The organism is Aeromonas sp. MR7 (assembly GCF_963899385.1).
Lineage (GTDB): Bacteria > Pseudomonadota > Gammaproteobacteria > Enterobacterales > Aeromonadaceae > Aeromonas > Aeromonas bestiarum.
This window is the reverse complement of the sequence record NZ_CAWQXH010000008.1, coordinates 1-24,299: the sequence shown is the minus strand read 5'-3', so window position 1 is coordinate 24,299 and position 24,299 is coordinate 1. Positions and strand designations below refer to the sequence as shown.

Here is a 24,299-nt window from a genome sequence, read left to right as displayed (position 1 = left end):
CCGGGCATGTTCGACCCGGCCCGAGTGATATAAATCCCAGGCAGCCGGGCCTAGCCGAGAATAGCCAGCTCGTCCCAGATGGCATCCACCTTCTGCTTCACCGCCTCGTCCTGGACTATGGGTTGCCCCCACTCGCGGTTGGTCTCCCCCGGCCACTTGTTGGTGGCATCCAGTCCCATCTTGGAGCCAAGACCGGAGACGGGCGAGGCGAAGTCCAGATAGTCGATCGGGGTGTGCTCGATCAGGGTGGTATCCCGGGCCGGGTCCATCCGGGTGGTGATGGCCCAGATCACATCCTTCCAGTCGCGGGCGTTGATGTCGTCGTCGCAGACGATCACGAACTTGGTGTACATGAACTGGCGCAGGAAGGACCAGACTCCCAGCATCACCCGCTTGGCATGGCCTGGGTAACGCTTCTTGATGGTCACCACCGCCATCCGGTAGGAGCAGCCTTCCGGCGGCAGGTAGAAGTCCACAATTTCGGGGAACTGCTTCTGCAGCAGCGGCACGAACACCTCGTTCAGCGCCACCCCGAGCACCGCCGGCTCATCGGGCGGACGGCCCGTGTAGGTGCTGTGGTAGATGGCATCGCGACGCATGGTCATGTGGGTGATGGTGAAAACAGGGAACTCGTCCACCTCGTTGTAGTAGCCGGTGTGATCCCCATAAGGCCCTTCGGGAGCCATCTCCCCCGGCTCCAGATAGCCTTCCAGCACGATTTCGGCGCTGGCGGGCACCTCCAGCTCACAGCTCAGCGCCTTCACCACCTCGGTGCGGCTGCCGCGCAGCAGGCCGGCGAAGGCATATTCGGAGAGGGAGTCAGGCACAGGCGTCACAGCGCCGAGTATGGTCGCAGGATCGGCACCCAGCGCCACCACCACGGGGAAGCGCTCGCCCGGATGGGCTTCCTGCCACTCGCGAAAATCGATGGCACCGCCGCGGTGATCCAGCCAGCGCATGATCAGCTTGTTCTTGCCGATCTTTTGCTGACGGTAGATACCGAGGTTCTGGCGCTTCTTGTAGGGACCGCGGGTGATGGTGAGGCCCCAGGTGACCAGAGGCGCCACATCGCCGGGCCAGCAGTGCTGGATCGGGATCTGGTCCAGATCGACCGCCTCCCCTTCCAGCACCACCTGCTGACAAGGGGCGGAGGAGAGCCGCTTGGTCGGCATGTTGAGCACCTGCTTGAAGATGGGCAGCTTCTCCATCAGCTCCTTTAGGCCGCGCGGCGGCTCGGGCTCCTTCAGATAGGAGAGCCAGACCCCGACCTGGCGCAGGGCACCGACGTTGGGCTGGCCCATGCCCATGGCGACCCGATCCGGGGTGCCGAACAGGTTGGTCAGCACCGGCATGCGGTAACCTTTGGGATTTTCGAACAGCAGGGCCGGGCCACCCGCACGCAGGGTGCGATCGCTGATCTCCGTCATTTCCAGATAGGGATCTATCTCGCGGGTGATGCGCTTGAGTTGTCCGTTTTGTTCCAGCTGCGCGATGAAATCACGCAAATCCTTGTATTTCATGCAGGTACCCTGTGTTCAGGCGATGCCGTATTATAACCCTGGCGGGGCGACGGGTGTACCCGTATCGGGCAGCATCACAGGACTTGCATGGCGCTTTTCCTGCCGGGTAAGCCGATCGGCAAGCTGAGCCAGCAGCCTGGGTTCATCCATCTGCAACAGCAGACTTGCCACCTGGCCGCTGTACTGACGATTGCCGAGCTCGGCCAACAGGAACTGTTGCGCCGTGTCGGGCAGGGGTGATAGCTGGCTGAGTTGTTGCAGGGCGGGCAGTTTCAGGCGGCCGTTGCGGCTGGCGGCGATCAGCAGGTCGCTCGCCGCCTGACCCTGGTGAAAACGGGCCACGCTCCGAAGGGCGGCAACGCTGTCGTGATCCACCGGCTGGTGCCACAACTTCTGATAGAGGGCGCTGTCGCCGGTGCGCTCGAGCAGCTGTCGCAGCAGCTGGTTGTCGGGCAGGAAGATGCTCATGGCGGCCAGCTTGTGTGCCTCGCGCTGCAAGACAAAGAGCGGCTGCCGTTCGAGTACCGCCAGCAACGCCTGCTGCTGCTGGGCCAGGTCCGGGTTGCGGCTGTTGTAGATCTGTTTGAATTCGAAGCTGTTCTGCTCCAGCAACTGACGATAGTTGTCCTGCCAGGCCTGTTGCTGCCAGCGGCTCAGCACCAGCCGCGCCGCGGCGGCAAAATCATAGGCGGGCTGCTGGATCAGAAAACCGTCCACCTCCTTCTCCACCAGCCAGCGGGGCGCCTTGACCGACTGGGCGCGCACCCAGGCCAGCAGTTCGGGGGAACTCGCTCTGGGGCTGGCATCCAGGGTGGCCAGCAGCCGGCACAGCAGGTATTCCCGCTGGCCCACGGCCAGCGAGTCCAGCAGCGAATCCATGGCGGCAAACTGCCCCTGCTGCAGACGACTGCCCAGATAGTCGAGATGGCCCTGCAGCCCTTCATCGGCGACCAGCTCGGACTTGGCCACCGAGGGGGCAGCATGCACCGGCATGCCCATCAGCCAACCGAGCCATATCAGGAGTACCAGCTTCATGACGTCCCTGTCCTTGTGACATCGAGGTTTCATACTACTCAAGCGACCGGAAAATAGATAAACAAAAACCGCGACCTGAGCCGCGGTTTCGTCATTCTCCGACCGGATTACTTCTGTTGACGCCGCATGGAGTCAAAGAATTCGTCGTTGGTCTTGGTGGCAGCCAACTTGTCGATCAGGAACTCTATGCTGTCGATCTCCCCCATGGGGTGAATGATCTTGCGCAGGATCCACATCTTCTGCAGCTCGTCACCGGTAGTCAGCAACTCTTCCTTCCGGGTGCCGGAGCGGGTGATGTCGATGGCCGGGTAGACGCGCTTCTCGGCAATCTTGCGCGAGAGGTGCAGTTCCATGTTGCCGGTACCCTTGAACTCTTCGTAGATAACCTCGTCCATCTTGGAACCGGTATCAACCAGCGCGGTCGCTATGATGGTCAGGCTGCCGCCTTCCTCAACATTACGCGCGGCGCCGAAGAAACGCTTGGGTCTGTGCAGGGCGTTGGCGTCCACACCACCGGTCAGTACCTTGCCGGATGAGGGGATGACTGTGTTGTAGGCACGGGCCAGACGGGTGATGGAATCCAGCAGGATGACCACGTCCTTCTTGTGCTCGACCAGGCGCTTGGCCTTCTCGATCACCATCTCGGCGACCTGGACGTGACGGGATGCCGGCTCGTCGAAGGTGGAAGCGATGACTTCACCCTTCACCATGCGCTGCATCTCGGTCACTTCTTCCGGACGCTCGTCGATCAGCAGGACGATCAGTTCACAGTCCGGGTGGTTGTAGGCGATGCTCTGGGCGATGTTCTGCAGCAGCATTGTCTTACCGGCCTTGGGCGGTGCCACGATCAAGCCACGCTGGCCTTTACCTATGGGAGAAGCCAGGTCCAGCACACGGGCTGTGATATCTTCGGTCGAACCATTGCCCCGTTCCATGCGCAGACGCTCGTTGGCATGCAGGGGGGTCAGGTTTTCGAACAGGATCTTGTTGCGGGCGTTTTCCGGACGGTCGTAGTTGACCTCGTTGACCTTGAGCAGCGCGAAATAACGTTCGCCCTCTTTCGGTGGCCGGATCTTGCCGGAGATGGTATCGCCGGTACGCAAGTTGAAGCGGCGGATCTGGCTCGGGGAGACATAGATATCGTCCGGGCCTGCCAGATAGGAGCCGTCTGCACTGCGCAGGAAGCCAAAACCATCGGTCAGGATTTCCAGCACACCGTCGCCAAAGATATCCTCACCACCCTTGGCATGCGCCTTGAGGATCGCGAAAATAATATCTTTCTTGTGCGCCCGAGCCAGATTTTCTAACCCCATGGATTCGCCAAGCTTGACCAGCTCGGACACAGGAGTGTTCTTTAATTCAGTCAGATTCATAGTGGTGAAAGTCTGTAAGCAAGGATTGAAATGAGGAGACAGTCTGCTGGATTGATGCTGATCGGATTTGATTTGCCGGGCTGTTGTTAAGCAAAGAGTCAGGCAAAAAGGTTAGCAAACGAACGATAAACTAGCACCAATCGGGATGAGCGTCTAGGTGATAAAACACAAGGAGCGCATTATTGCAATGCGCTCCTTTTTGATTATTACAGGTTACCGTCCAGAAACTCTTTCAGCTGAGTCTTGGACAGGGCACCGACCTTGGTCGCTGCCACTTCGCCATTCTTGAACAGCAAGAGGGTCGGAATACCGCGAATGCCATACTTGGGCGGAGTGTCGGCGTTATGGTCGATGTTCAATTTCGCCACTGTCACACGACCGGCATACTCTTGGGCGACTTCGTTCAGGATCGGGGCAATCATCTTGCACGGACCACACCATTCGGCCCAGAAGTCGACCAGAACGGCGCCATCGGCTTTGATTACATCTGCCTCGAAGCTGGCATCGCTCAGCTGAACAATCTTGTCACTCATCTCCAACTCCAGTCAGTAATTAAGGCTTTATTGACGTATCAACAAAGGCAATAGTTGCCCTATTTGAAATGATCCTGTTTATTATTGCAAGCCTAACCTGATAACCTACCGCCATGAGCAAAACACACTTAACGACCGAAAAATTCGCCCAAATGGGCCTCGAACCCGAAGTTCTGGCTGGTCTGGAATCAAAGGGATTTCACTATTGCACGCCCATCCAGGCACTGTCTCTGCCACTGCTGGTAGAAGGTCATGACCTCGCCGGTCAGGCCCAGACAGGAACCGGCAAGACCATTGCCTTCCTGGCCGCGACATTCAACTATTTGCTGACCCACCCGCTGACCAATCCCCGTCTGGTTAACCAACCCAGAGCCATCATAATGGCGCCCACCCGGGAACTGGCAGTACAGATCTACAACGATGCCGACAGCATAGCCGCCTCTACCGGCCTCAAGCTTGGCCTCGCCTATGGCGGCGAAGGTTACGACAAGCAGCTGGCCGTGCTGGAGCAGGGTGTCGACATCCTGATCGGCACCACGGGCCGCATCATCGACTACTTCAAGTCCAAGGTCATCGATCTGAGCAACATTCAGGTCGTGGTGCTGGATGAAGCGGATCGCATGTTCGATCTGGGCTTCATCAAGGACATCCGTTTCCTGTTCCGCCGCATGCCGGCGCCGACCGAGCGGCTGAGCATGCTGTTCTCCGCCACCCTCTCCCTGCGGGTGCAGGAGCTGGCCTACGAGCACATGAACCACCCGGAACACGTGCAGGTGGAGCCTGAGCAGATGACGGGCGTGCGCATCAAGGAGGAGCTGTTCTACCCCTCCAACGAAGACAAGATGCTGCTGTTGCTCTCCCTGATGGAAGAAGAGTGGCCGGAAAAGGCCATCGTCTTCGCCAACACCAAGCATGTCTGTGAAGACGTGCATGCGTGGCTGGAGAATGACGGCCACCGCGTCGGCCTGCTGACCGGTGACGTGCCGCAGAAGAAGCGGATGAAGATCCTGGAAGACTTCACCAAGGGAACGCTGGACATCCTGGTCGCCACCGACGTGGCCGCCCGTGGTCTGCACATCCCGGACGTGACCCACGTCTTCAACTACGACCTGCCCGACGACGCCGAGGACTATGTACACCGTATCGGTCGTACCGGTCGTGCCGGCAAGAGCGGTCACTCCATCAGCCTGGCCTGTGAAGACTATGCCTTCAACCTGCCGGCCATCGAGGAGTACATCCACCACCCGATCCCAGTCAGCAAGTATGACCGCGAGGCACTGCTGGATGACGTGACCGCACCGAAGCGGGTCGTTCGCAACCGTCAGCCGGTGAACCGCAACATGCGGGATCGCCAGGGCGGTGGCAACAGCAACAACCGTCGTCGTCCGCCGCGCAAGAGCTGAAGGACAGGCACAGTTGTACAACTCGCCGCTCTATGCCGCCATCGACCTCGGCTCCAACAGCTTTCATATGCTGGTGGTGCGCGAGGTCGCCGGTGCGCTGCGCACCGTCACCAAGGTCAAGCGCAAGGTTCGCCTTGCCGCCGGACTCGATCCGGAATTTCGTCTCAGCCGTGCCGCCATGGAGCGGGGCTGGGACTGTCTGCGCCTGTTCTCCGAGCAGTTGCAGGACATTCCGGCCGACAACATCCGGGTGGTGGGCACAGCCACCTTGCGCCTTGCCACCAACGTCGACGAGTTCCTCAGCGAAGCGGAACGGGTGCTCAACCACAGCATAGAGATCATCTCGGGCGAGGAAGAGGCCAAGACCATCTACGAGGGGGTCTCTTGGACCTCTGCCGGGGAAGGCAACCGGCTGGTGATCGACATAGGCGGCGCCAGCACAGAGCTGGTGATCGGCGAGCACAGCGAAGCGAAACTGCTCAACAGCCTGCACATGGGCTGCGTCACCTGGCTCAACAACCACTTCGGTGATGGCGAGCTGAGTGAAGCCCGCTTCGGGCAGGCCATCGCGGCCGCCAAGGCGGTACTGGAGAAGGTGGCGGAAGATTACCGCACCCTGGGCTGGCGCACCTGCGTCGGTGCCTCCGGCACGGTGCAGGCGCTGCAGGAGATCATGCTGGCGCAAGGAAAGAGCGAGCGGGTCACACTGCCGAAACTGCAGGAGCTGATGGGTCAGGCCATCGCCTGTGGCAGGCTGGACCGGCTGCAGCTGGAAGGGTTGGCGGCCGAGCGGCTGACCGTGTTCCCCTCCGGCCTCGCCATCCTGATCGCCATCTTCGAGACTCTCGGCATCGAGAGCATGACCCTGGCGGGCGGCGCCTTGCGGGAAGGACTGATCTACGGTCTGCTCGGCAACAATCACGACTGTGATGCCCGGGATCGCACCGCCGACAGCCTGATCAGCCGTTATCAGCTGGACAAGGAACACGCCGAGCGGGTGCGCGACACCGCCATCGAGGCCTTCACCCAGCTGCAGCCGAGCTGGCGCCTCTCGAAACGTTACGGTCGCCCCATCCTGCGTTATGCGGCTCTGCTGCACGAGATTGGCCTCTGCATCGAGTACAAGAAGGCGCCGCAACACGCCGCCTACATCATAGACAACATCGACATGCCTGGCTTCACCCCTGCGCAAAAGAAGCTGTTGTCGGCCCTGCTGTTCAACCAGCGGGACGAATTAAAGCTGGAAACCCTGGAGAAGCAGGGCGCCGTCACCGGTCGTCAGGCGATCCGGCTGGCCCGCATTCTGCGCATCTCGCTGATCCTCTGCATGCGTCGCACCCAAGGCACAGTCCCCAGCTTCACCCTGCAGGCCGATGAAGAGGCGCTGACCCTGACCCTGCCCAAGGGCTGGCTGGATGAGCACTACCTGCGCGCCAGCGAATTGCGACTCGAAGTGGAACGCCAGCAGAAGCTGGGCTGGCCCACCCGCTTGCTGGAAGCCTGATTGGGCCCGCGCCCAATCAGCTCCCCTTTTCACTCCGCCTCACCTGTTCCGACAATCCCTTTCGCAGCCACACATGGTTTCATTCAAGACTTGCCTTTGATTTCATTGGCTTTTCAGCCCGATCACGCCCCTCCTGATCGTCTTGCATTCCACCCAGTTTCTCCATCTCGGCTAGAGTAGGATCGTCTCTCAAACAGGAATGGACGCCATGAAACCTTTGACTCTGATAGGCCTGACCGCCCTGCTGACTGCCTGTGGTGGTGGCGGCGGTGACAACAACAGCCAGCAGAATGCCCAGCTGTCGCTGGCCTTCTCCGATGCCCCCGTGGATACGGTCAGCAAGGTCTGCATCGCCGTCTCCAACATCAGTATTCACCCAGTGACAGGCACCGAGCTGGGCTGGACAACCGCCAGCTTCCTGACCTCGGCCCAAGACGATGGTTGCACGCCGACGGGGGAGACAATTCCCCTCGACAGCGCGGGACATCCCCTGTTCACCTACATAGATCTGCTGCAATACCAGGGCTCCGCCAGCCGTCCCCTGCTGGCCAGCCAGAGCGTGGTACCCGGTGACTACAGCCAGATGCGGCTGCGGGTACTGGATGGACGGGAGGTCAGCAACCAGTTTCTGGGTGGCACCCCCTACTCCTACGTCAAACAGGATGATGGGGTGATCAAACCGCTGGAGGTGCCCAGCAGCGAGCTCAAGCTGGACGCCTTCACCATAGCCGCCAACGGCCTCAGCGCCTTCACCACTGAGTTCGACCTGCGCCACGCAATGGTGCTGCCGGGCCACGAGCAGTACTACAAGCTCAAGCCCAGAGGGGTGCGGCTGGTGAACAATACCCAGGTCGCGACCGTCAAGGGCACTGTGGCGAGCGGTGCCTGCGGCGGTCAGCTGACCGACAAGGCCTTCGTCTATCTCTATCAGCCGAGAAACGATGACAACTACCCCGACATGGCCGACAGCGACAACGGCTTCTACGCCAGCGCCCCCGTGCTGCCCTTGACCGCGGGTGGCTTTGGCTACGAGCTGGGCTTTGTTGACCTCGGCAATTACGATCTGGCCCTGGTCTGCAATGGCAACGAGGATGATCCCGAGCTGGCAGGCGATCCGCTGCAACTGGAGCAGGTGCTGAAGGGTCAGGCGGTGGTCGCCCCCGCCACCAGCATCAACTTCCAGTAGCGAGAGGCAAGACACGCAATGGCCGATTACCAGCCCATCAGCTGTGACCTCTACGACTGGCTGGAGATCGCCGCCAGCTGGCAGTTATCCGTCACGCTCACCAGCCGCGATGGTCGTCAGTGGGATGACAAGATCCGCACCATAACAGCCAGCGAGGGCGTCGAGTATCTGCTGCTGGAGAGTGGCGAGCGGCTCAGCCTGGCCGAGCTGGCTAGCCTGAGCCTGGTCTGGCAGGGGGAAGAGAAGCTGATCCGCTTCACCTCCGCCACCTGAACGCCAAACCTAAAAAAGGAGGGCCAACACCTTGTTGGCCCTCCTTTTTTCATCCCGCGACTCAGGCCGGCAGTCAACTCGCCGCCAGCGCCGCCATCACGTAGACATCGAAGCGGTTGCTCTTGGTTTCGATGGCCATGCTGGGTTTGTGCTCATTGAGCCAGCCCGCGTAGTCGGGCCGCTTCACCACCACCCGCTTGTCCGCCATCTTGAGGGCCGCCGGCAACAGGGCATCCGCATCGAGATCCGGCCCCACCAGCGACTGGAACACCCGCATCTCTTTTTTCACCAGCGCCGACTTCTGCTTGTGGGGGAACATGGGGTCGAGATAGACCACCTCGGGCCGCTCGGTCAACGCCAGCAGGTTGTCCACCGCCGGCCCTTGCAGCAGCCGCATCCGCTCGCTGACCCAGGGGCCAATTTCGGGATCCTGCGCCGCCCGCATCAGCCCATCCTGCAGCAGGGCCGCCACCACGGGGCTGCGCTCGATCAGCGTCACCCTGCAGCCGAGGGAGGCCAGCACGAAGGCGTCACGGCCCAGTCCGGCGGTGGCATCCACCACGGTCGGGGTCGCCCCGGCCTTGAGCCCGACCGCCTTGGCGATGGACTGGCCCCGTCCGCCGCCAAACTTGCGGCGATGGGCCACAGCTCCTTCCACGAAGTCCACGTAGACGGCCCCCAGCTTGGGCTCATCCAGCTTGCGCAGCTCCAGCCGCTCGGGTGTAAACACCAGGGCGAACTGGGGGTAGTCGGTCTGGTCAAGCTGGCTGGCCAGCGCTTGCGCCAGCGCGGCCTTGGCGGGGTCTTCGAGGAGGATTTGCATGGTCTTTGGAGGCGTTCTAAGTTCAGTGAAGGGAGTGTACCACAGCCCCTTTCCATCGCTGTAGGGAGGAAACCCCATGCACCTGCTCATCGCCTTGCTACTCGCCGCCCAGAGCGGCACAGACCTGAAGGTATGCGGGGTGGACTGGCCCCCCTTTTCCTATGCGGAGCAGGGGCGTCTGACCGAGGGGATTTCCATCGAGATCCATCAGGAGGTCGCCCGGCGTCTGGGGATGAAGCTCAGCCTGATCGAGCTGCCATGGGGGCGCTGCGAGCAGTATGTCAGCACCCGGCTCGCCGACGGCATTCTCGACAATGCCCCGCTGCCCGGTTGTCATCACCCCGATCTCGCGACCGCTTTTTATCCCCTGGCCGCCTATGTGCGCACCGACAGCCCCCTGCACAACTTCTCATGGGAGATGGTCAGGGGGATGAAGGTCGGCATGGTGAGGGGCTATGACTACACGGAGAAGATCAAGCGCTATGACGGCTGGGTGCCGATCAAGGCGCACTCGGACAAACAGCTGCTGTTGCTGCTCGAAAAGAGCCGGGTCGACATGATCATCCTGGATTACTTCTCAGCCCCCATTCTGTCGAAGGAGCAGGACGTGCCGATCCGCGCGCTCTCCCCCTTCATCGACTCGACCCCGCTCTACCTCTGCTTTGGCGAGCAAAGGGCCGCGCTGCTGCCCGCATACAGCAAGGCACTGCAGCAGATGCTGGAGGAAGGGGTACTGGATCGCATCTACCTGCGTTATCTCGGCGAAGACTATCGGACGCTGAAAAGCAGGCAGGACAAGCTGAAACCGGCGGAGTGATCGCCCGCTAGCTGATCTGCAGGAACATGCTCTTGTCGTTGAGTTGCAGGTATTCGATCAGGTCGTCATAAGCCAGCGGGCGGCTGAGCAGGAAGCCCTGGGTGAAGGCACACCCCTTCTGGCAGAGGAAGTTGAGCTGCTCGCGCGTCTCCACCCCCTCGATCACCACCTGCATGCCGAGGTTGTGCACTATGTTGATGATGCCGTCGAGCAGCAGCCTGTCCTGTTCGTTGAACGGGATGTGGCGCACGAAGGCGCGGTCAATCTTGACCAGATCCACCGGGAAGTTGCGCAGGTAGTTGAGCGCCGAATAGCCGGTGCCGAAGTCGTCGATGGCCAGCTTGCAGCCCGCCTCGCGCAGGGCATCGATCCGCACCCTGTGCTGATCGCTGGTCTCCATCAGCAGGGATTCGGTGATCTCGATGACTATGTCGCAGGGGTCGAGCCCGAAGTGGTGGATCACCTTGAGCCACTCGCTCGCCTCCGGGTCTATGGTCTGGAACTCCAGGGTGGAACGATTGATGGACATCTGCAGATCCGGGAAGCCGGATTGCTGCAACCGCGCCAGATCGCGGCAGGACTGCCAGAGCACCAACGCTCCCAGCCCCTGAATGAGCCCCGCCTCCTCCGCCAGCGGAATGAAGTCCGCCGGCGAGACCTGGCCCCAATGCGGGTGATACCAGCGCACCAGCGCCTCCAGCTTGGCCACCCGGCCGCTGCGGTTGTCCCAGATGGGCTGATAGGCCATGGTCAGCTGCTCCAGCTTGATGGCCTCCGCCAGATCCTGCTGCATCTGATGACGTTGGCGCACCTCTTCGCGCATGGAGGCGCAGTAGCTGCCGAGCAGGCGCCCCTGTCGCTTGGCGGCAAACAGCGCCTGTTCGGCGTTGCGCAGCAGCTCGTCGCTCTCGACGCCATCCCCGGGGCAGAGGGTGATGCCTATGGTGGCCGTCACATAGAGGTGCTGATTGGCCAGCATGAAGGGACGGGCGAAGCCGCCTATCACCTGCTTGGCGAACACCTCGGCCTGGCGGCGATTGACTATGCCGGGCACCAGGAAGGCGAACTCGTCGCCGCCGATGCGGGCCACCAGATCCTCGGTGCGTACCCGGCTCACCAGCCGATCCGACACCTCCCGCAGCAGGGCGTCACCGGCGTGGTGATCCATGCTGTTGTTGACCGCCTTGAAGTTGTTGAGATCCAGCACCATGAGCGCGAAGCGCTCGCCCCGCTCGCAGAAGCGGCTCAGGCAGCGGCCGAACAACCAGCGATTGGGCAGGCCTGTGAGGTTGTCGTAGTTGGCCTGGGCGGCGATCTTCTGCTCCGCCAGCTTGGTCTGGGAGAGATCGCTGAAGATGGCGATGTACTGGCTGATCCTGCCCCCTTCCCGCAGGGTGCTGATCATCAGCTGCTGGGGGTAGAGCTTGCCGTTCTTGCGCTTGTTCCATACCTCGCCACGCCAGACCCCTACCCGCTCCAGCGCGTGATACATGTCGGCGTAGAAGGCCTGATCGTGCAGCCCGGACTTGAGCATGCTGGGGCGCTGACCGCACACCTCGGTCTCGCTGTAGCCCGTGATCTGCTCAAATGCCGGGTTGACCGAGATGATGCGGCTGTCGGCATCGCACACCAGAATGGCTTCGGAGAGGTTGTCATAGACCCGGTGGGAGAGCTTGAGCTGCTCGGCATGGCGCTTGAGGGGATCGATGTTCTCCAGCACCACCATCAGGTAGTCGGGCTGCAGCTGATCATCCCGCACCAGGGTGACGGTGACCCGGCCCCACAGCACCTGACCATCCCGATGCAGGTAGCGCTTCTCCTGGGTGAAGGCGGTACGCTCACCGCGCTTGAGCTCAGCGTAACAGGAAACGCTGCGCAGCCAGTCTTCCGGATGGTTGATCTCGGCGGCGGTACGGTGCAGCAGCTCATTCTGGCTGTAACCCAGCATCTTCTCGATGGCCGGGTTGGTCCAGAGGATCCTGCCATCCAGATCCAGCTTGCCGATCCCCACGGGGGCGTGGGACATCATGGTGTGCAGGAAGTGGTGATACTCGGGCTGGCTCTGCACCGGCAACGACTGGCACATCAGCGCCAGCTCGCGGCCCGCCAGCGGTGCCAGCAGCCGCAACAAGCCCATCACCTTGTCCATGTTGGCGAGCGGCTGTTTGAACAGCACGCTGCAGATGCCTATGGTCTCGCCCTGGGCATTCTTGAGGGCCACACCGGCATAGGCCTGAATATGCCAGGCCTGCAGCACGGCGGCATGGGGAAACAGCTGCTGGACGCGATCGCTGAACCAGGCCTCCCCCTCTTGCAGGGTGACTTCCCCCGGGGTGGCGCTAACCGGAAAACTGAAGTTGGTGGTGTCGAGAGATGCGGGATGGGCGGCATGCACCTTGAAAAACAGCCCCGCTTGATCCCTACCTGAAATCAGGACGAAGTCGGCCCTGACCGCTGCTGCGATTTCACTCACAAAGGTATCGAAATATCCCTGACCACTCGAATGAGACAGACTTGAGATGATTTGATAGACAGACTCGAGTGCTCGCCTCATGGCAAGGTTCTTTCTCTCCTTGGAAGGTAGAACCCGACTCTACTGAAGAGGCGGGGACAGTGCAAACATGCACTCCGCAAGATATTAAAAAGCTTTGAGAAAAGGGACCAAAAGGTCCCTTTTTATCTCAAAAAACAAGCGCCGATCCCACTCTGCCGTGAAACTGTACCTGCTTGAAGCTCATGGCCACGGCAGGTACGGAACATCAGACGGCAATCCCGCTGTGGCGTAGCAGAGCATCGACCCTGGGTTCGCGGCCACGGAAGGCACGGAACAGCTCCATGGGCTCCTTGGAGCCACCCTTCTCCAGAATATTCTTCAGGAAGGATTGGCCGGTGGCGGAGTTGAAGATCCCCTCCTCCTCGAAGCGGGAGAAGGCATCGGCAGAGAGCACCTCGGCCCACTTGTAGCTGTAGTAACCCGCCGCATAACCGCCGGCGAAGATGTGGGAGAAGCTGTGCTGGAAGCGGTTGAACGCGGGCGGCGTCATCACGGCCACCTGGCTGCGCACCTCGGTCAGCAGGGCCGGGATCTGATCCGGGTTGGCCGGGTCAAACTCCTGGTGCAGACGGAAGTCGAACAGGGCGAACTCCAGCTGACGCAGCATCTGCATGGCGGCCTGGAAGTTGCGAGCGGTCAGCATCTTCTCCAGCAGATCGGCAGGCAGCGGCTCGCCGGTTTCATGATGACCGGAGATGAAGGCCAGCGCCTCGGACTCCCAGCACCAGTTCTCCAGGAACTGGCTCGGCAGCTCCACCGCATCCCAGGCCACGCCGTTGATGCCGGCGACACCGGCCACGTCGATCCGGGTCAGCATGTGGTGAATGCCGTGGCCGAACTCGTGGAACAGAGTCACCACCTCGTTGTGGGTGAACAGGGCCGGTTTGCCATCCACAGGGCCGTTGAAGTTGCAGGTCAGATAGGCCACCGGCTTTTGCAGCGAGCCATCCTGACGGTAGCGGCGACCCAGGCAGACGTCCATCCAGGCCCCGCCCTGCTTGTGCTCGCGGGCATAGAGGTCGAGGTAGAAGCTGCCGCGCAGCTCGTCCTCGGCATCGAAGATGTCGTAGAAGCGCACATCAGGGTGCCAGGTGTCGATGCCGAGGCGCTCGCGCACCTTGATGCCAAACACCCGTCTCACCACCTCGAACAGGCCCTTCACCACCTTGTTGGCGGGGAAGTAGGGGCGCAGTTGCTCGTCGGAGATGGAGAACTTGTGCTGCTTGAGCTTCTCGGCGTAATAGGGCAGATCCCAGGCCGCCAGTTCGCTCTGGCCATGCTGCTCGGCGGCGAAGGTGCGGATCTCCTCCAGCTCGGCCTTGCCCTGTGGCAGGGATTTGGCCGCGAGATCCGAGAGGAAGCCCACTACCTGCTCCGTCTTGTCCGCCATCTTGGTGGCGAGCGACAACTCGGCATAGTTGCCAAAACCCAGCAGCAGGGCCAACTCGCGGCGCAGGGAGAGCAGCTCGGTCATGATGGCGGAGTTGTCCCACTTGCCGGCGTTCGGACCCTGATCCGAGGCGCGGGTGGTGAAGGCCTCATAGAGTTCGGCGCGCAGCGCGCGGTTGTCGGCATACATCATCACCGGCAGGTAGGAGGGAATATCCAGAGTGAACAGCCAGCCCTGCTGACCCTTCTGCTCCGCCAGCTGGCGGGCGGCGGCCTGCGCACTCTGTGGCAGACCGGTCAGGTCGGCCTCGTCGGTCACCAGTCTGGTCCAGCCCTGGGTCGCATCCAGCACGTTGTTGCTGAAGCGGGAGGCCAGCTCGGAGAGGCGGGCCTGGATCTCGCCGTAGCGCTGCTGCGCCTCGGCGGGCAGACCGATACCGGACAGGCGGAAGTCGCGCAGGGTATTCTGGATCTCCTTGCGCTGGGCACCGCTCAGCAGCGGGAAGTCGTCGCTCTCGGCCAGCTCGCGATAGGCCTGATAGAGGCCCTCATGCTGACCGACATAGGTCTGGAACTCGGACAGCAGCGGCAGGCTGGCGTCGTGGGCCGCGCGCAGCGCTTCGCTGTTGAGCACCGAGTTGAGATGGCTGACCGGTGACCAGACTCGCGCCAGGCGGTCATTCACCTCTTCCAGCGGCGCGATCAGACTGTCCCAGGTATGGGGGTCGCGCTGGGCCAGCACATCGCTGATCTTCTGTTTGCAATCGGCGATGGCCTGCGTCACGGCAGCTTGCACCTGGTCGGGCTGGATCTGGCTGAAAGGGGGCAGCGAGTCCATTGTCAGCAAAGGGTTGTTCATCCTGCGGTACCTCTAAATTCTCTACAGCCCCTGCCGTCCAGAAGCCTGCTTGGACCATCTAAGATGTAGGCAGAAACCTCATTAATCAAGCCTTTGCCGCCGAGAGGCGGGCCAGTTGCCCACTTTTCGCGAAAACTTGCTCATTAAATCAGCGACAAGGCGGCCAGAGACGACAATGCCGACCCGGGGGTCGGCATTGTCAGCGAAAGCGCAAGGCGGGCATCAGCGTCTGGCGTCTTCCTTCAGCCACTGCGCCACCCGCTTGGCGAAGTAGGTGAGGATGCCGTCGGCACCGGCTCGCTTGAAGCAGAGCAGGGACTCCATGATGCTCTCCTTCTCCTTCAGCCAGCCGTTCTGGATCGCCGCCATGTGCATGGCGTACTCGCCGCTCACCTGATAGGCGAAGGTCGGCACGCCGAACTGATCTTTCACCTGACGGATCACATCCAGATAAGGCATGCCCGGCTTGACCATGACGCTGTCGGCCCCTTCCTGGATATCCAGTGCTACTTCGTGCAGGGCTTCGTTGCTGTTGGCCGGATCCATCTGATAGGTGACCTTGTTGCTCTTGCCGAGGTTGCCGGCAGAGCCGACCGCATCGCGGAACGGGCCGTAGTAGCAGGAGGCGTACTTGGCGGAGTAGGCCATGATCTGGGTGTTGATGAAGCCGTTCTCCTCCAGCGCGGCACGGATGGCGCCGATGCGGCCGTCCATCATGTCGGACGGCGCCACTATATCGACCCCCGCAGCGGCGTGGGAGAGCGCCTGCTTCACCAGGATTTCCGTGGTGATGTCGTTCAGCACATAGCCTTCATCGTCGATGATGCCGTCCTGACCGTGGGTGGTGAAGGGGTCGAGCGCCACGTCCGTGATGACACCCAGCTCGGGGAAGCGAGCCTTGAGGGCGCGGGTCGCCCGCTGGGCCAGACCGTCCGGGCTGTAAGCCTCTTCCGCCAGCAGGCTCTTGCTCTGAAGCGGAGTCACAGGGAACAGGGCGATGGCGGGCACGCCGAGGGCGACCAGCTCTTCGGCTTCCGCCAGCAACAGATCGATGGATAGACGATCCACCCCCGGCATGGAGGTGACGGCCTCACGACGGTTCTCCCCCTCCAGCACGAACACGGGATAGATGAGATCGTTGGCGGTCAATACGTTCTCGCGCACCAGACGACGGCTGAAATCATGTTTGCGCACCCGGCGCAGGCGGCGACCCGGAAAGGCGCCAGGAAGTGTTGTAGCCATGAATCACTCCAAAAGAGGAAGTTGGAAGAACGCGGCGGAGGTGGCCCGAGTGTGGGCCAGCAAGGCCTCGGGCGCTTCACCACGGCAGGCCGCCACCACTTGGGCGATGTGCGGCAAAAAAGCGGGTTCGTTGCGTTTCGGTCTGGGTTTCAGATCCCGCGGCACCAGATAGGGGGCATCGGTTTCTATCATCAGCCGGCCGGCCGGAATGCGGGCCACCTGCTCGCGCAGCAGCTGACCGCGGCGCTCGTCGCAGAGCCAGCCGGTCACCCCTATATGCAGCCCGAGCGCCAGACACTCGTCCAGCTCCTCGTCGGAGCCGGTGAAGCAGTGCAGCACGGCCCCCGGCAGCCTGGGCAGCCAGGGACGCAGGATCTCGATGAACCTGGCGTGAGCATCGCGGCAGTGCAGAAACACCGGCATCCCGAGCTCGGCCGCCAGGGCCAGCTGGGCGTCGAATACCGCATCCTGTACCGGACGGGGAGAGAAGTCCCGGTTGTAGTCGAGGCCGCACTCGCCGATGGCCACCACCTGCGGCAGGGCCGCCAGCTCGCGCAGAGCGGGCAGGGTCTGCTCATCGACGCTCTTGGCATCGTGGGGATGCACACCCGCGGTGGAGAAGCAGTAACCCGGCCACAGCGCAGCCAAGTCAGCACTTTCGCGGCTACCGACCAGATCGGTGCCAGTCAGGATCAGCGCCTCGACCCCGGCGGCGCGGGCGCGGGCCACCAGTGCTGGCTGTTCACCGGCAAACTGGCTGCTGGTGAGGTTGAGACCAATATCGATCATGGGATGAGACGTTCCGAACAAAAGGAATACATATCAGGTATTTGAAAACCATCTACTCAATGGGGCATCACCATACGCCTCGAACGAGGGCATGAAAAGAGGAAGGGAGCCTCAGCTCCCCTCTTCCGTTTGTTCCTGTTGCTCCTCTTCCTTCACGTAGAAACGGGCGAAGAACAGACCTATCTCCCACAAGGCCCACATGGGGATGGCGAGCAGGGTCTGGGAGAAGACATCAGGCGGAGTCAGCAACATGCCGACCACAAATACCCCGACGATGACGTAAGGGCGCTTCTCCCTCAGGCTCTTGGGGGTGGTCACCCCGGTCCAGCACAGCAGTATGGTGGCCACCGGGATCTCGAACGCTACCCCGAACGCGAAGAACAGGGTGAGCACGAAGTCCAGATAGCTGGCAATGTCGGTCGCCACCGTCACCCCGGCGGGCGCGGTACTGGTGAAGAAACCGAACACCAGCGGGAACACCACGTAGTAGGCAAACGCCATGCCGCTGTAGAACAACACGGCAGTGGAGACGACCAGCGGCATGATGAGACGCCGCTCATGCTTGTACAGACCGGGGGCGATGAAGGCCCAGGCCTGATACAGCAGATAGGGGATCGCCACGAAGAAGGAGACCACCAGGGTCAGCTTGATCGGCGTCAGGAAGGGGGTCGCCACATCCGTCGCTATCATGCTGGTGCCTACCGGCAACTGACTGAGCAGCGGCTGGGCCACGAAGTCGTAGATGTTGTTGGAAAAATAGATCAGCGCGATGAACACCAGCAGGACGGCCGAGATGGACCGCAGCAAGCGGGTTCTCAGCTCGACCAGATGGGTGATCAGGGGTTGTTCGGCCTGACTCATGGCTTCACCTCCCCTTGCTCGACACGCAGCTCTGCACCCTGGACAGGGATCATGGCGGTTTCCTCGTCATGAGCCGCCGTCACGGCTGGTTGCTCGGATGTATCTTCCTGCACCTCGGCAGCGGCCGGGGCGGGGCGGATGGTGTTTTGCTGTTCGTAAGGGCGGGTCACCGATTGTGCGGCCGCTTTCAGCTGCTCGATAGACTCCTGCAACTCGGGGCTCAGGTTGTTCATCTGCAACTGTTCGGCCTTCTTCAGGTCGTTGTGCAGATCCTGCAACTTGAGCTCCTGCTCCAGCTCGGACTTGACCGAGTTGGCAGTGCTGCGGATCAGCCTGATCCAGTGGCTGGCGGTACGGATCGCCACGGGCAGCCGCTCGGGACCGAGCACCACCAGGGCGACGACACCGATGACAACCAGCTCCCAGAAACCGATATCGAACATGGCTTAGGCCTGATCTTTATCTTTCTGCTTGGCGGTCTCGGCACTGTTGGCCGCTTCGTTCAGCTGCTTGGGAGGAAACTCGGCATCTTTCTGCTCGGGTTTGCCATCGGTCGGCTCATCAGACAACGCCTTCTTGAAACCCTTGACGGCCGCACCCAGATCGCCGCCGATCCCGCGCAGCTTCTTGGTACCGAACAGCAGCACGACTATGACTGCGATGATCAACAACTGCCAAATACTGATACCACCCATGATATTTCTCCAAGTCCAACATTGACGCTAAGGTATGCGAGTGTGTTATTAACGATCACGATGCTGATACCAGCCCGTAATTTCTTCAAAACTGACGCCAAACTGCACGAGTGCGTTATTGGCGGGAGCGGGCCTTGAACCAGCCCAGCAGCCAGCATAATCCAGTGCCGGCCAGGCTGATTTGTCCCCACTCAATGTATTGTTTTTGGGTCAGCAAGAATACACCCGCCAATAGCAGGCTGGCTCCAACCCCTAAGAGGTAGCGAGCCTGTCCCTGTCGACGGCTGTGACGGCGGAAATCCGCAAACATCTGATCGAAGTGGCGCTGCTGGTGACGGGTCTGGCGCAGGGTCTCATAGACCAGCTCAGGCAATTCAGGCAGTTTCTCCGCCCAGAATGGCGCCTTCTCCTTGATGGCATTCCACACGGCTTTCGGCCCGACCTGCTCGTGCATCCAGTTTTCCAGATAGGGCTTGGCGGTCTGCCACAGGTCCAGCTGGGGATAGAGCTGACGACCCAACCCCTCCACATAGAGCAATGTCTTCTGCAACAGCACCAGTTGCGGCTGCACCGCCATGTTGAAGCGACGGGCGGTGTTGAACAGGTTGAGCAGCACGTGGCCGAACGAAATTTCGGACAGCGGCTTCTCGAAGATGGGCTCCAGCACGGTGCGGATGGCGAATTCGAACTCGTCCACCTTGGTGTCTGGCGGTACCCAACCGGACTCCACGTGCAGCTCGGCCACCCGGCGATAGTCGCGGTTGAAGAAGGCGAGGAAGTTCTCGGCCAGGTAACGCTTGTCTTCCCTGTTGAGGGTACCGACTATGCCGCAGTCGATGCCGATCCAGAGCGGATTGTCGGGATGTTCATAGGAGACGAAGATGTTGCCGGGATGCATGTCGGCATGGAAGAAGCTGTCGCGGAACACCTGGGTGAAGAAGACCTCAACCCCGCGCTCGGCCAGCAGCTTCATGTTGGTGCCGTTGGCTTCCAGCGCCGGAATGTCGGAAACCGGTATGCCGTAGATGCGCTCCATCACCAGCACATGCTCACGGCAGTGTTCGGTGAACACCTCGGGCACGTAGAGAGCATCTGAGCCGGTGAAGTTGCGGCGCAACTGGATGGCGTTGGCGGCTTCGCGCATCAGGTTCAGCTCGTCGAGTATGGTCTTGCGATACTCTTCCACCACCTCGATGGGGCGCAGGCGCGCACTCTGGGGCACGAAACGGGCCACCAGGCGGGCCAGGGTCTGCATCAGACGCAGATCGGCCTCTATGACCGGCTCTATGTCTGGGCGGATCACCTTGATGACGATCTCGCGGCCATTTTCCTTCAATCGACCCGTGTGCACCTGGGCGATGGAGGCAGATGCCAGCGGTGTCTCGTCGAAGTCGTCGAACAGGGTCTCGATGGCGCAACCCAGGCTCTCCTCGATCTTGAGGCGCGCCGCCTGACCGCAGAAAGGCGGCACCCTGTCCTGCAACAGGGCCAGCTCTTCGGCGATATCCGGCGGCAGCAGATCGCGCCGGGTCGACAGCATCTGGCCGAACTTGATGAAGATGGGACCGAGCGCCTCGAAGGCGAGGCGAATGCGGGCGCCGCGACTCAGCCCCTGCTGCTTGTTCTTGAGCCAGAACAGGCTGCGGCGGGCCAGACGACCCGGCCAGGGCTGATAGCGGGCAGGCACAAGTTCATCTATGCCCTGCTCCAGCAGGATGCTGATGATGCGATAGAGGCGCTTGAACTCCTTCGGGGTCATCAGGCTACCTGCTGTTCGAAGCGGGCCAGCCGCAGCTCGACCGCTTTCATCCGTTGCGCCAGCAGCTCGACATCGTCGTTGAAGCTCGCCACTTCCAGCGGACCGGGCGCGAGGCGGATCTCTTCGGTCAGGTATTCCGCCAGCTGGCTGCGGGAGCGGCACAGCTCGCGCCCCAGCACGCGGCGCGCCTGACGGGCACCACTGAACAGGGTGTGGGCCAGCACGTCGCCGGTATAGCGCGACAGCTCCTCTTCCCAGTCGATGTCCAGCTCGCCCAGCAAGACGCTGAACGCCTGCACCAGCTGGGGATCGCCGCTCAGATCCAGCTTCTCCTCACGGATGTAGCGAGTCAGGGCGGAAGGGTCTTTCAGCAGGCCCAGCGCCGTCAGCGACAGGCTGAGCACGGCATCGGCATCGCCTTCGTGGCGGGCCAGCACATCCAGCCGGCGATCGGAGAAGACAAACCAGAGCGGCTTGAGCTCACGCAGCTCCAGCTTGAGCACCTTGCCCGTCAGCTTGCGCAACCGCTCCTGACTCTGCTTGTCGAGCGTCAGCAACTGGTTGAGGCTGGTTTCGATCACGGCGGTGACCATGGCATCCATCGGCATAGGCGACCTTAAAACTTGTAACCACGGTGCAGGGCAACCACACCCTGGGTCAGGTTGTAGAACTCGACCTGTTCAAAACCGACATTCTCCATCATTCCCTTCAGGGTCTGCTGATCCGGGTGCATGCGGATGGATTCCGCCAGATATTTGTAGCTTTCACCGTCGTTCGCGACGATTTCACCCATTTTCGGCAGCAGTTTGAAGGAGTAGAGATCGTACAGCTTGGCGATCACCTCGCTGGCGGGCTTGGAGAACTCCAGCACCAGCAGACGGCCGCCCGGCTTCAACACCCGGAACATGGAGGCCAGCGCCTTGTCCTTGTCGGTGACGTTGCGCAGGCCGAAGCCGATGGTGATGACATCGAAGTGATTGTCCGGGAAGGGCAGCGCCTCGGCGTTGGCCTGCACGTAGGAGACGTTGTTCGCCACCCCCAGGTTGCGCAGCTTGTCGCGGCCCACCTTGAGCATGGAGTCATTGATATCCGCCAGTACCACCTGACCGGTCTCGCCGACGATGCGGGAGAACTTGGCGGTCAGATCACCGGTGCCACCGGCCAGATCCAGCACCTTCTGGCCCTTGCGCACACCGGAGCAATCGATGGTGAAGCGCTTCCACAGGCGGTGGATGCCGAACGACATCAGATCGTTCATCAGATCATATTTGGCTGCCACCGAATGAAAGACGCCGGCGACCAGGGTTTCCTTCTCGGTCGCGGCCACGGTTTTAAAGCCAAAATGCGTTGTCGTAGTCTGTTCTGACATCCCTTAAACACCCATAGAGCAAAGAATGGTCGCCAGTTTACCAGAGCCAATGGCGTGCGGACACCTTAAACCCGGCTGGCAACCAACTGCATGCCCAGCAACACCATGGCCAGACAGAGGAAAAGGTTGAGGCCTATATTGAGCACCGCCTTCAGATAGGCGCCCTGCTGGGCCAGCACCACGGTATCCAGCGCGAAGGAGGAGAAGGTGGTGAGCGCTCCGAGGATCCCCACCATCAGCAGCGGCTTCATCGGGTGTTCCACCACATGACCCTGACTGATGAGCGCAAAGGCGATACCCATGATGAAAGAGCCCACCACATTGACCACCAGGGTGCCATAGGGAAAGTGGCGTCCCAGCAAGAGTGCCATCAGCTCGGCGATACCAAAACGCAGGCAGGCGCCGATGGCACCACCGGCCGCAACATATAACCAGGTTTGCATAGGGCAGACTCCACAGTATCAGGCCGACATTATGCAAAATGTCGGCAAGCGGGGACAGCGGGGCAATTAATCGATATCGACCGCCTCACCGGCGAAAGTCGACCGGTTCGATCCGATCCAGATGGAGTGAGGTCTGGGCCGGCCGGGTCTCGGCAATCACCCGACCATGGCGGATGGAGTAACGCACCGGCACCTGACGGCGCACCGCATCGAAGCCATTCTCGGCAGGCAGGATCAGCAGATTGGCCGGCTTGCCGACCTCGATGCCGTAGCGATCCTGCACGTTCAGGGTGCGGGCGCTGTGGCTGCTGATGAGCTTCAAGCCGTCGTTGATCTGCTCATACCCCATGACCTGGCACACATGCAGCCCCATGTGCAGCACCTGCAGCATGTTGGCCGTGCCCATGGGATACCAGGGATCGAACACGTCGTCGTGGCCGAAGCAGACGTTGATGTTCGCCTCCAGCATCTCCTTCACCCGGGTGATGCCGCGGCGCTTGGGATAGGTATCGAAGCGCCCCTGCAGGTGGATGTTCACCAGCGGATTGGCGACGAAGTTGATGTCCGCCATCTTGAGCAGCCGAAACAGGCGGGAAGCATAGGCCCCGTTGTAGGAGTGCATGGCGGTGGTATGGCTGGCGGTCACCCGCTGGCCCATGCCGCGCTCATAAGCAAGCGTCGCCAGGGTCTCGATGAAACGGGACTGCTCGTCATCGATCTCATCGCAGTGCACATCCACCAGAACCTGATACTTCTCGGCAAGATCGAACACGTAGTGCAGACTTTCGACCCCATACTCCCGGGTGAACTCGAAGTGGGGAATGGCGCCTATCACGTCGGCTCCCAGCCTGAGCGCCTCTTCCAGCAACGCCTTGCCGTTGGGGTAGGAGAGGATCCCCTCCTGTGGGAAGGCCACTATCTGCAGCTCGACCCACTCCTTCATCTCCTCCTTCACCTCCAGCATCGCCTTCAAGGCGACCAGGTTGGGATCGGAGACATCGACGTGAGTGCGGACAAACTGGATGCCGTTGGCGATCTGCCACTTCAGCGTCTGGATGGCGCGCTGTTTCACATCTTCATGGGTCAGTAGCGCCTTGCGCTCGGCCCAGCGCTCTATCCCCTCGAACAGGGTACCGGACAGGTTCCAGCTCGGCTCCCCGGCCGTCTGGGTAGTATCGAGGTGAATATGAGGCTCGATAAAGGGGGCCATGGCCAGACCCTCCTCCCCATCCAGCTCCCGGGTAGACAGGAGAAGCTGGCTCATGGGAGCTATGGTCCGGATCAGGCCATCCTGGCACAGGATCTGCCAAAACCCCTCTCTGCCAGCCAGACGCACATTCTTTATCAGCATGTTTTTCTTCCTTTTTCTGACACCGATTACCTTTTCCAATCCACAACTTAGCTTGGATCAATTTAATAGAAAAGCGTTCATATTGAATACATATGAGACTGCTACTATTGATAAACAGCAACAATAAAAGGGAGTTAATTGGGATGAAAGCAGGATTGACCGAGATCGGCAGCGCTGGTCTGTTTCACGAATATCTGCAGACACTGGGTATCAACAAGCCGCCGTTGACCTCGATCGACAAACAGTGGGAATACAAGCGCAACGAACGGCTGGTCGCGGCTATCCATATAGAAGCCTCGGGGCAGGCCCGCTTCTATCTCGATGCCAGACAGATTTCGGTAAACTGAGAAAGACGAATACAAAAAAGCCTCCCGATTGGGAGGCTTTAATATTTACTGGTGCTGATACCCAGAGTCGAACTGGGGACCTCATCCTTACCAAGGATGCGCTCTACCAACTGAGCCATATCAGCACACTAACCGGTAAAGACCGCACTGCGTGCGTTATCTAAATCTTCTGTC

Annotated in this window: 23 protein-coding genes and 1 tRNA gene; 6 read left to right on the top strand and 18 right to left on the bottom strand. The window is 61.0% G+C overall.

Features of this window, described 5'->3' with window-relative positions:
• Positions 1 to 50: 50 nt before the first annotated feature.
• The 4 genes from ubiD to trxA all read right to left on the bottom strand — a co-directional run bounded on the left by ubiD (position 51) and on the right by trxA (position 4,461).
• Positions 51 to 1,520, bottom strand: a complete 1,470-nt coding sequence (ubiD, locus tag AACW87_RS04145; protein ID WP_043135797.1) for a 4-hydroxy-3-polyprenylbenzoate decarboxylase — start codon at positions 1,518 to 1,520, stop codon at positions 51 to 53.
• Between the two features lie 30 nt (positions 1,521 to 1,550).
• The gene (locus AACW87_RS04140; protein ID WP_241326637.1) at positions 1,551 to 2,555 is read right to left on the bottom strand and encodes a hypothetical protein; all 1,005 of its coding nucleotides are present in this window, start codon (positions 2,553 to 2,555) and stop codon (positions 1,551 to 1,553) included.
• A 107-nt stretch (positions 2,556 to 2,662) separates the two neighbouring features.
• Complete coding sequence (gene rho, locus AACW87_RS04135; protein WP_042036072.1) at positions 2,663 to 3,928, bottom strand: transcription termination factor Rho; 1,266 nt, start codon at positions 3,926 to 3,928, stop codon at positions 2,663 to 2,665.
• A gap of 206 nt (positions 3,929 to 4,134) precedes the next feature.
• Positions 4,135 to 4,461, bottom strand: a complete 327-nt coding sequence (gene trxA / locus AACW87_RS04130) for a thioredoxin TrxA (RefSeq protein ID WP_005307306.1) — start codon at positions 4,459 to 4,461, stop codon at positions 4,135 to 4,137.
• 113 nt (positions 4,462 to 4,574) lie between these two features.
• On the opposite strand from trxA, the gene rhlB reads away from it, so the two are divergent.
• The 4 genes from rhlB to AACW87_RS04110 all read left to right on the top strand — a co-directional run bounded on the left by rhlB (position 4,575) and on the right by AACW87_RS04110 (position 8,827).
• Positions 4,575 to 5,864, top strand: a complete 1,290-nt coding sequence (gene rhlB, locus AACW87_RS04125) for an ATP-dependent RNA helicase RhlB (RefSeq protein ID WP_042867371.1) — start codon at positions 4,575 to 4,577, stop codon at positions 5,862 to 5,864.
• Between the two features lie 13 nt (positions 5,865 to 5,877).
• On the top strand, positions 5,878 to 7,368 hold the full coding sequence (gene gppA / locus AACW87_RS04120) for a guanosine-5'-triphosphate,3'-diphosphate diphosphatase (protein WP_043135795.1): 1,491 nt from the start codon (positions 5,878 to 5,880) through the stop codon (positions 7,366 to 7,368).
• 208 nt (positions 7,369 to 7,576) lie between these two features.
• Positions 7,577 to 8,554, top strand: a complete 978-nt coding sequence (locus AACW87_RS04115) for a DUF4382 domain-containing protein (protein WP_241326636.1) — start codon at positions 7,577 to 7,579, stop codon at positions 8,552 to 8,554.
• Between the two features lie 18 nt (positions 8,555 to 8,572).
• Positions 8,573 to 8,827 carry a Rho-binding antiterminator gene (locus AACW87_RS04110; protein ID WP_043135793.1) on the top strand — a complete coding sequence of 85 codons (255 nt, stop codon included), beginning with the start codon at positions 8,573 to 8,575 and terminating at the stop codon, positions 8,825 to 8,827.
• A gap of 73 nt (positions 8,828 to 8,900) precedes the next feature.
• Here AACW87_RS04110 and AACW87_RS04105 read toward each other — a convergent pair whose 3' ends face one another.
• Positions 8,901 to 9,650 (bottom strand): class I SAM-dependent methyltransferase, encoded by a 750-nt coding sequence (locus tag AACW87_RS04105; protein ID WP_043135792.1) that lies wholly within the window; start codon positions 9,648 to 9,650, stop codon positions 8,901 to 8,903.
• Between the two features lie 76 nt (positions 9,651 to 9,726).
• Here AACW87_RS04105 and AACW87_RS04100 point away from each other — a divergent pair, with 76 nt between their 5' ends.
• Positions 9,727 to 10,467 carry a substrate-binding periplasmic protein gene (locus AACW87_RS04100; RefSeq protein WP_241326635.1) on the top strand — a complete coding sequence of 247 codons (741 nt, stop codon included), beginning with the start codon at positions 9,727 to 9,729 and terminating at the stop codon, positions 10,465 to 10,467.
• A 7-nt stretch (positions 10,468 to 10,474) separates the two neighbouring features.
• Here the strand turns inward: AACW87_RS04100 and AACW87_RS04095 are convergent, their stop codons facing one another.
• The 12 genes from AACW87_RS04095 to AACW87_RS04040 form a co-directional block, all read right to left on the bottom strand.
• Positions 10,475 to 13,021 carry a sensor domain-containing phosphodiesterase gene (locus AACW87_RS04095; RefSeq protein ID WP_241326634.1) on the bottom strand — a complete coding sequence of 849 codons (2,547 nt, stop codon included), beginning with the start codon at positions 13,019 to 13,021 and terminating at the stop codon, positions 10,475 to 10,477.
• A 205-nt stretch (positions 13,022 to 13,226) separates the two neighbouring features.
• Positions 13,227 to 15,269 carry an oligopeptidase A gene (prlC, locus tag AACW87_RS04090; protein ID WP_241326633.1) on the bottom strand — a complete coding sequence of 681 codons (2,043 nt, stop codon included), beginning with the start codon at positions 15,267 to 15,269 and terminating at the stop codon, positions 13,227 to 13,229.
• 222 nt (positions 15,270 to 15,491) lie between these two features.
• A complete protein-coding gene (hemB, locus tag AACW87_RS04085; RefSeq protein WP_241326632.1) occupies positions 15,492 to 16,511 on the bottom strand; it encodes a porphobilinogen synthase in 1,020 nt (339 codons plus the stop codon).
• 3 nt (positions 16,512 to 16,514) lie between these two features.
• On the bottom strand, positions 16,515 to 17,300 hold the full coding sequence (locus AACW87_RS04080; protein ID WP_241326631.1) for a TatD family hydrolase: 786 nt from the start codon (positions 17,298 to 17,300) through the stop codon (positions 16,515 to 16,517).
• Positions 17,301 to 17,411: 111 nt separating this feature from the next.
• Positions 17,412 to 18,161: a twin-arginine translocase subunit TatC gene (tatC, locus tag AACW87_RS04075; protein ID WP_241326630.1), complete on the bottom strand. Its 750-nt coding sequence runs from the start codon at positions 18,159 to 18,161 to the stop codon at positions 17,412 to 17,414.
• Positions 18,158 to 18,604, bottom strand: coding sequence for a Sec-independent protein translocase protein TatB (gene tatB / locus AACW87_RS04070; RefSeq protein WP_098981278.1), 447 nt, complete (start codon positions 18,602 to 18,604; stop codon positions 18,158 to 18,160). The genes tatC and tatB overlap by 4 nt, the downstream gene beginning before the upstream one ends.
• A 3-nt stretch (positions 18,605 to 18,607) precedes the next feature.
• A complete protein-coding gene (gene tatA / locus AACW87_RS04065) occupies positions 18,608 to 18,856 on the bottom strand; it encodes a Sec-independent protein translocase subunit TatA (RefSeq protein ID WP_043135785.1) in 249 nt (82 codons plus the stop codon).
• A 115-nt stretch (positions 18,857 to 18,971) separates the two neighbouring features.
• On the bottom strand, positions 18,972 to 20,615 hold the full coding sequence (gene ubiB, locus AACW87_RS04060; RefSeq protein WP_098981275.1) for a ubiquinone biosynthesis regulatory protein kinase UbiB: 1,644 nt from the start codon (positions 20,613 to 20,615) through the stop codon (positions 18,972 to 18,974).
• A complete protein-coding gene (locus AACW87_RS04055) occupies positions 20,615 to 21,223 on the bottom strand; it encodes a ubiquinone biosynthesis accessory factor UbiJ (RefSeq protein ID WP_241326629.1) in 609 nt (202 codons plus the stop codon). Before AACW87_RS04055 ends, ubiB begins: the two co-directional genes overlap by 1 nt.
• 8 nt (positions 21,224 to 21,231) lie before the next feature.
• On the bottom strand, positions 21,232 to 21,984 hold the full coding sequence (ubiE, locus tag AACW87_RS04050) for a bifunctional demethylmenaquinone methyltransferase/2-methoxy-6-polyprenyl-1,4-benzoquinol methylase UbiE (protein ID WP_042867354.1): 753 nt from the start codon (positions 21,982 to 21,984) through the stop codon (positions 21,232 to 21,234).
• Between the two features lie 65 nt (positions 21,985 to 22,049).
• A complete protein-coding gene (gene crcB, locus AACW87_RS04045) occupies positions 22,050 to 22,427 on the bottom strand; it encodes a fluoride efflux transporter CrcB (protein WP_043135880.1) in 378 nt (125 codons plus the stop codon).
• Positions 22,428 to 22,512: 85 nt separating this feature from the next.
• On the bottom strand, positions 22,513 to 23,778 hold the full coding sequence (locus AACW87_RS04040; protein WP_241326628.1) for a cytosine deaminase: 1,266 nt from the start codon (positions 23,776 to 23,778) through the stop codon (positions 22,513 to 22,515).
• Positions 23,779 to 23,870: 92 nt separating this feature from the next.
• Between AACW87_RS04040 and AACW87_RS04035 the strand changes: the two genes are divergently transcribed.
• Positions 23,871 to 24,125 (top strand): hypothetical protein, encoded by a 255-nt coding sequence (locus AACW87_RS04035; protein ID WP_339385727.1) that lies wholly within the window; start codon positions 23,871 to 23,873, stop codon positions 24,123 to 24,125.
• A gap of 49 nt (positions 24,126 to 24,174) precedes the next feature.
• Here AACW87_RS04035 and AACW87_RS04030 read toward each other — a convergent pair.
• Positions 24,175 to 24,250 (bottom strand) — tRNA-Thr (locus tag AACW87_RS04030).
• Positions 24,251 to 24,299: the final 49 nt, after the last annotated feature.

Bases quoted from the DNA above. Each gene is read 5' to 3' on its own strand.
- ubiD (WP_043135797.1), bottom strand. From the start codon at position 1,520: ATGAAATACAAGGATTTGCGTGATTTCATCGCGCAGCTGGAACAAAAC.
- AACW87_RS04140 (WP_241326637.1), bottom strand. From the start codon at position 2,555: ATGAAGCTGGTACTCCTGATATGGCTCGGTTGGCTGATGGGCATGCCG.
- rho (WP_042036072.1), bottom strand. From the start codon at position 3,928: ATGAATCTGACTGAATTAAAGAACACTCCTGTGTCCGAGCTGGTCAAG.
- trxA (WP_005307306.1), bottom strand. From the start codon at position 4,461: ATGAGTGACAAGATTGTTCAGCTGAGCGATGCCAGCTTCGAGGCAGAT.
- rhlB (WP_042867371.1), top strand. From the start codon at position 4,575: ATGAGCAAAACACACTTAACGACCGAAAAATTCGCCCAAATGGGCCTC.
- AACW87_RS04115 (WP_241326636.1), top strand. From the start codon at position 7,577: ATGAAACCTTTGACTCTGATAGGCCTGACCGCCCTGCTGACTGCCTGT.
- AACW87_RS04110 (WP_043135793.1), top strand. From the start codon at position 8,573: ATGGCCGATTACCAGCCCATCAGCTGTGACCTCTACGACTGGCTGGAG.
- AACW87_RS04105 (WP_043135792.1), bottom strand. From the start codon at position 9,650: ATGCAAATCCTCCTCGAAGACCCCGCCAAGGCCGCGCTGGCGCAAGCG.
- AACW87_RS04100 (WP_241326635.1), top strand. From the start codon at position 9,727: ATGCACCTGCTCATCGCCTTGCTACTCGCCGCCCAGAGCGGCACAGAC.
- AACW87_RS04095 (WP_241326634.1), bottom strand. From the start codon at position 13,021: ATGAGGCGAGCACTCGAGTCTGTCTATCAAATCATCTCAAGTCTGTCT.
- prlC (WP_241326633.1), bottom strand. From the start codon at position 15,269: ATGAACAACCCTTTGCTGACAATGGACTCGCTGCCCCCTTTCAGCCAG.
- hemB (WP_241326632.1), bottom strand. From the start codon at position 16,511: ATGGCTACAACACTTCCTGGCGCCTTTCCGGGTCGCCGCCTGCGCCGG.
- AACW87_RS04080 (WP_241326631.1), bottom strand. From the start codon at position 17,300: ATGATCGATATTGGTCTCAACCTCACCAGCAGCCAGTTTGCCGGTGAA.
- tatC (WP_241326630.1), bottom strand. From the start codon at position 18,161: ATGAGTCAGGCCGAACAACCCCTGATCACCCATCTGGTCGAGCTGAGA.
- tatB (WP_098981278.1), bottom strand. From the start codon at position 18,604: ATGTTCGATATCGGTTTCTGGGAGCTGGTTGTCATCGGTGTCGTCGCC.
- tatA (WP_043135785.1), bottom strand. From the start codon at position 18,856: ATGGGTGGTATCAGTATTTGGCAGTTGTTGATCATCGCAGTCATAGTC.
- ubiB (WP_098981275.1), bottom strand. From the start codon at position 20,615: ATGACCCCGAAGGAGTTCAAGCGCCTCTATCGCATCATCAGCATCCTG.
- AACW87_RS04055 (WP_241326629.1), bottom strand. From the start codon at position 21,223: ATGCCGATGGATGCCATGGTCACCGCCGTGATCGAAACCAGCCTCAAC.
- ubiE (WP_042867354.1), bottom strand. From the start codon at position 21,984: ATGTCAGAACAGACTACGACAACGCATTTTGGCTTTAAAACCGTGGCC.
- crcB (WP_043135880.1), bottom strand. From the start codon at position 22,427: ATGCAAACCTGGTTATATGTTGCGGCCGGTGGTGCCATCGGCGCCTGC.
- AACW87_RS04040 (WP_241326628.1), bottom strand. From the start codon at position 23,778: ATGCTGATAAAGAATGTGCGTCTGGCTGGCAGAGAGGGGTTTTGGCAG.
- AACW87_RS04035 (WP_339385727.1), top strand. From the start codon at position 23,871: ATGAGACTGCTACTATTGATAAACAGCAACAATAAAAGGGAGTTAATT.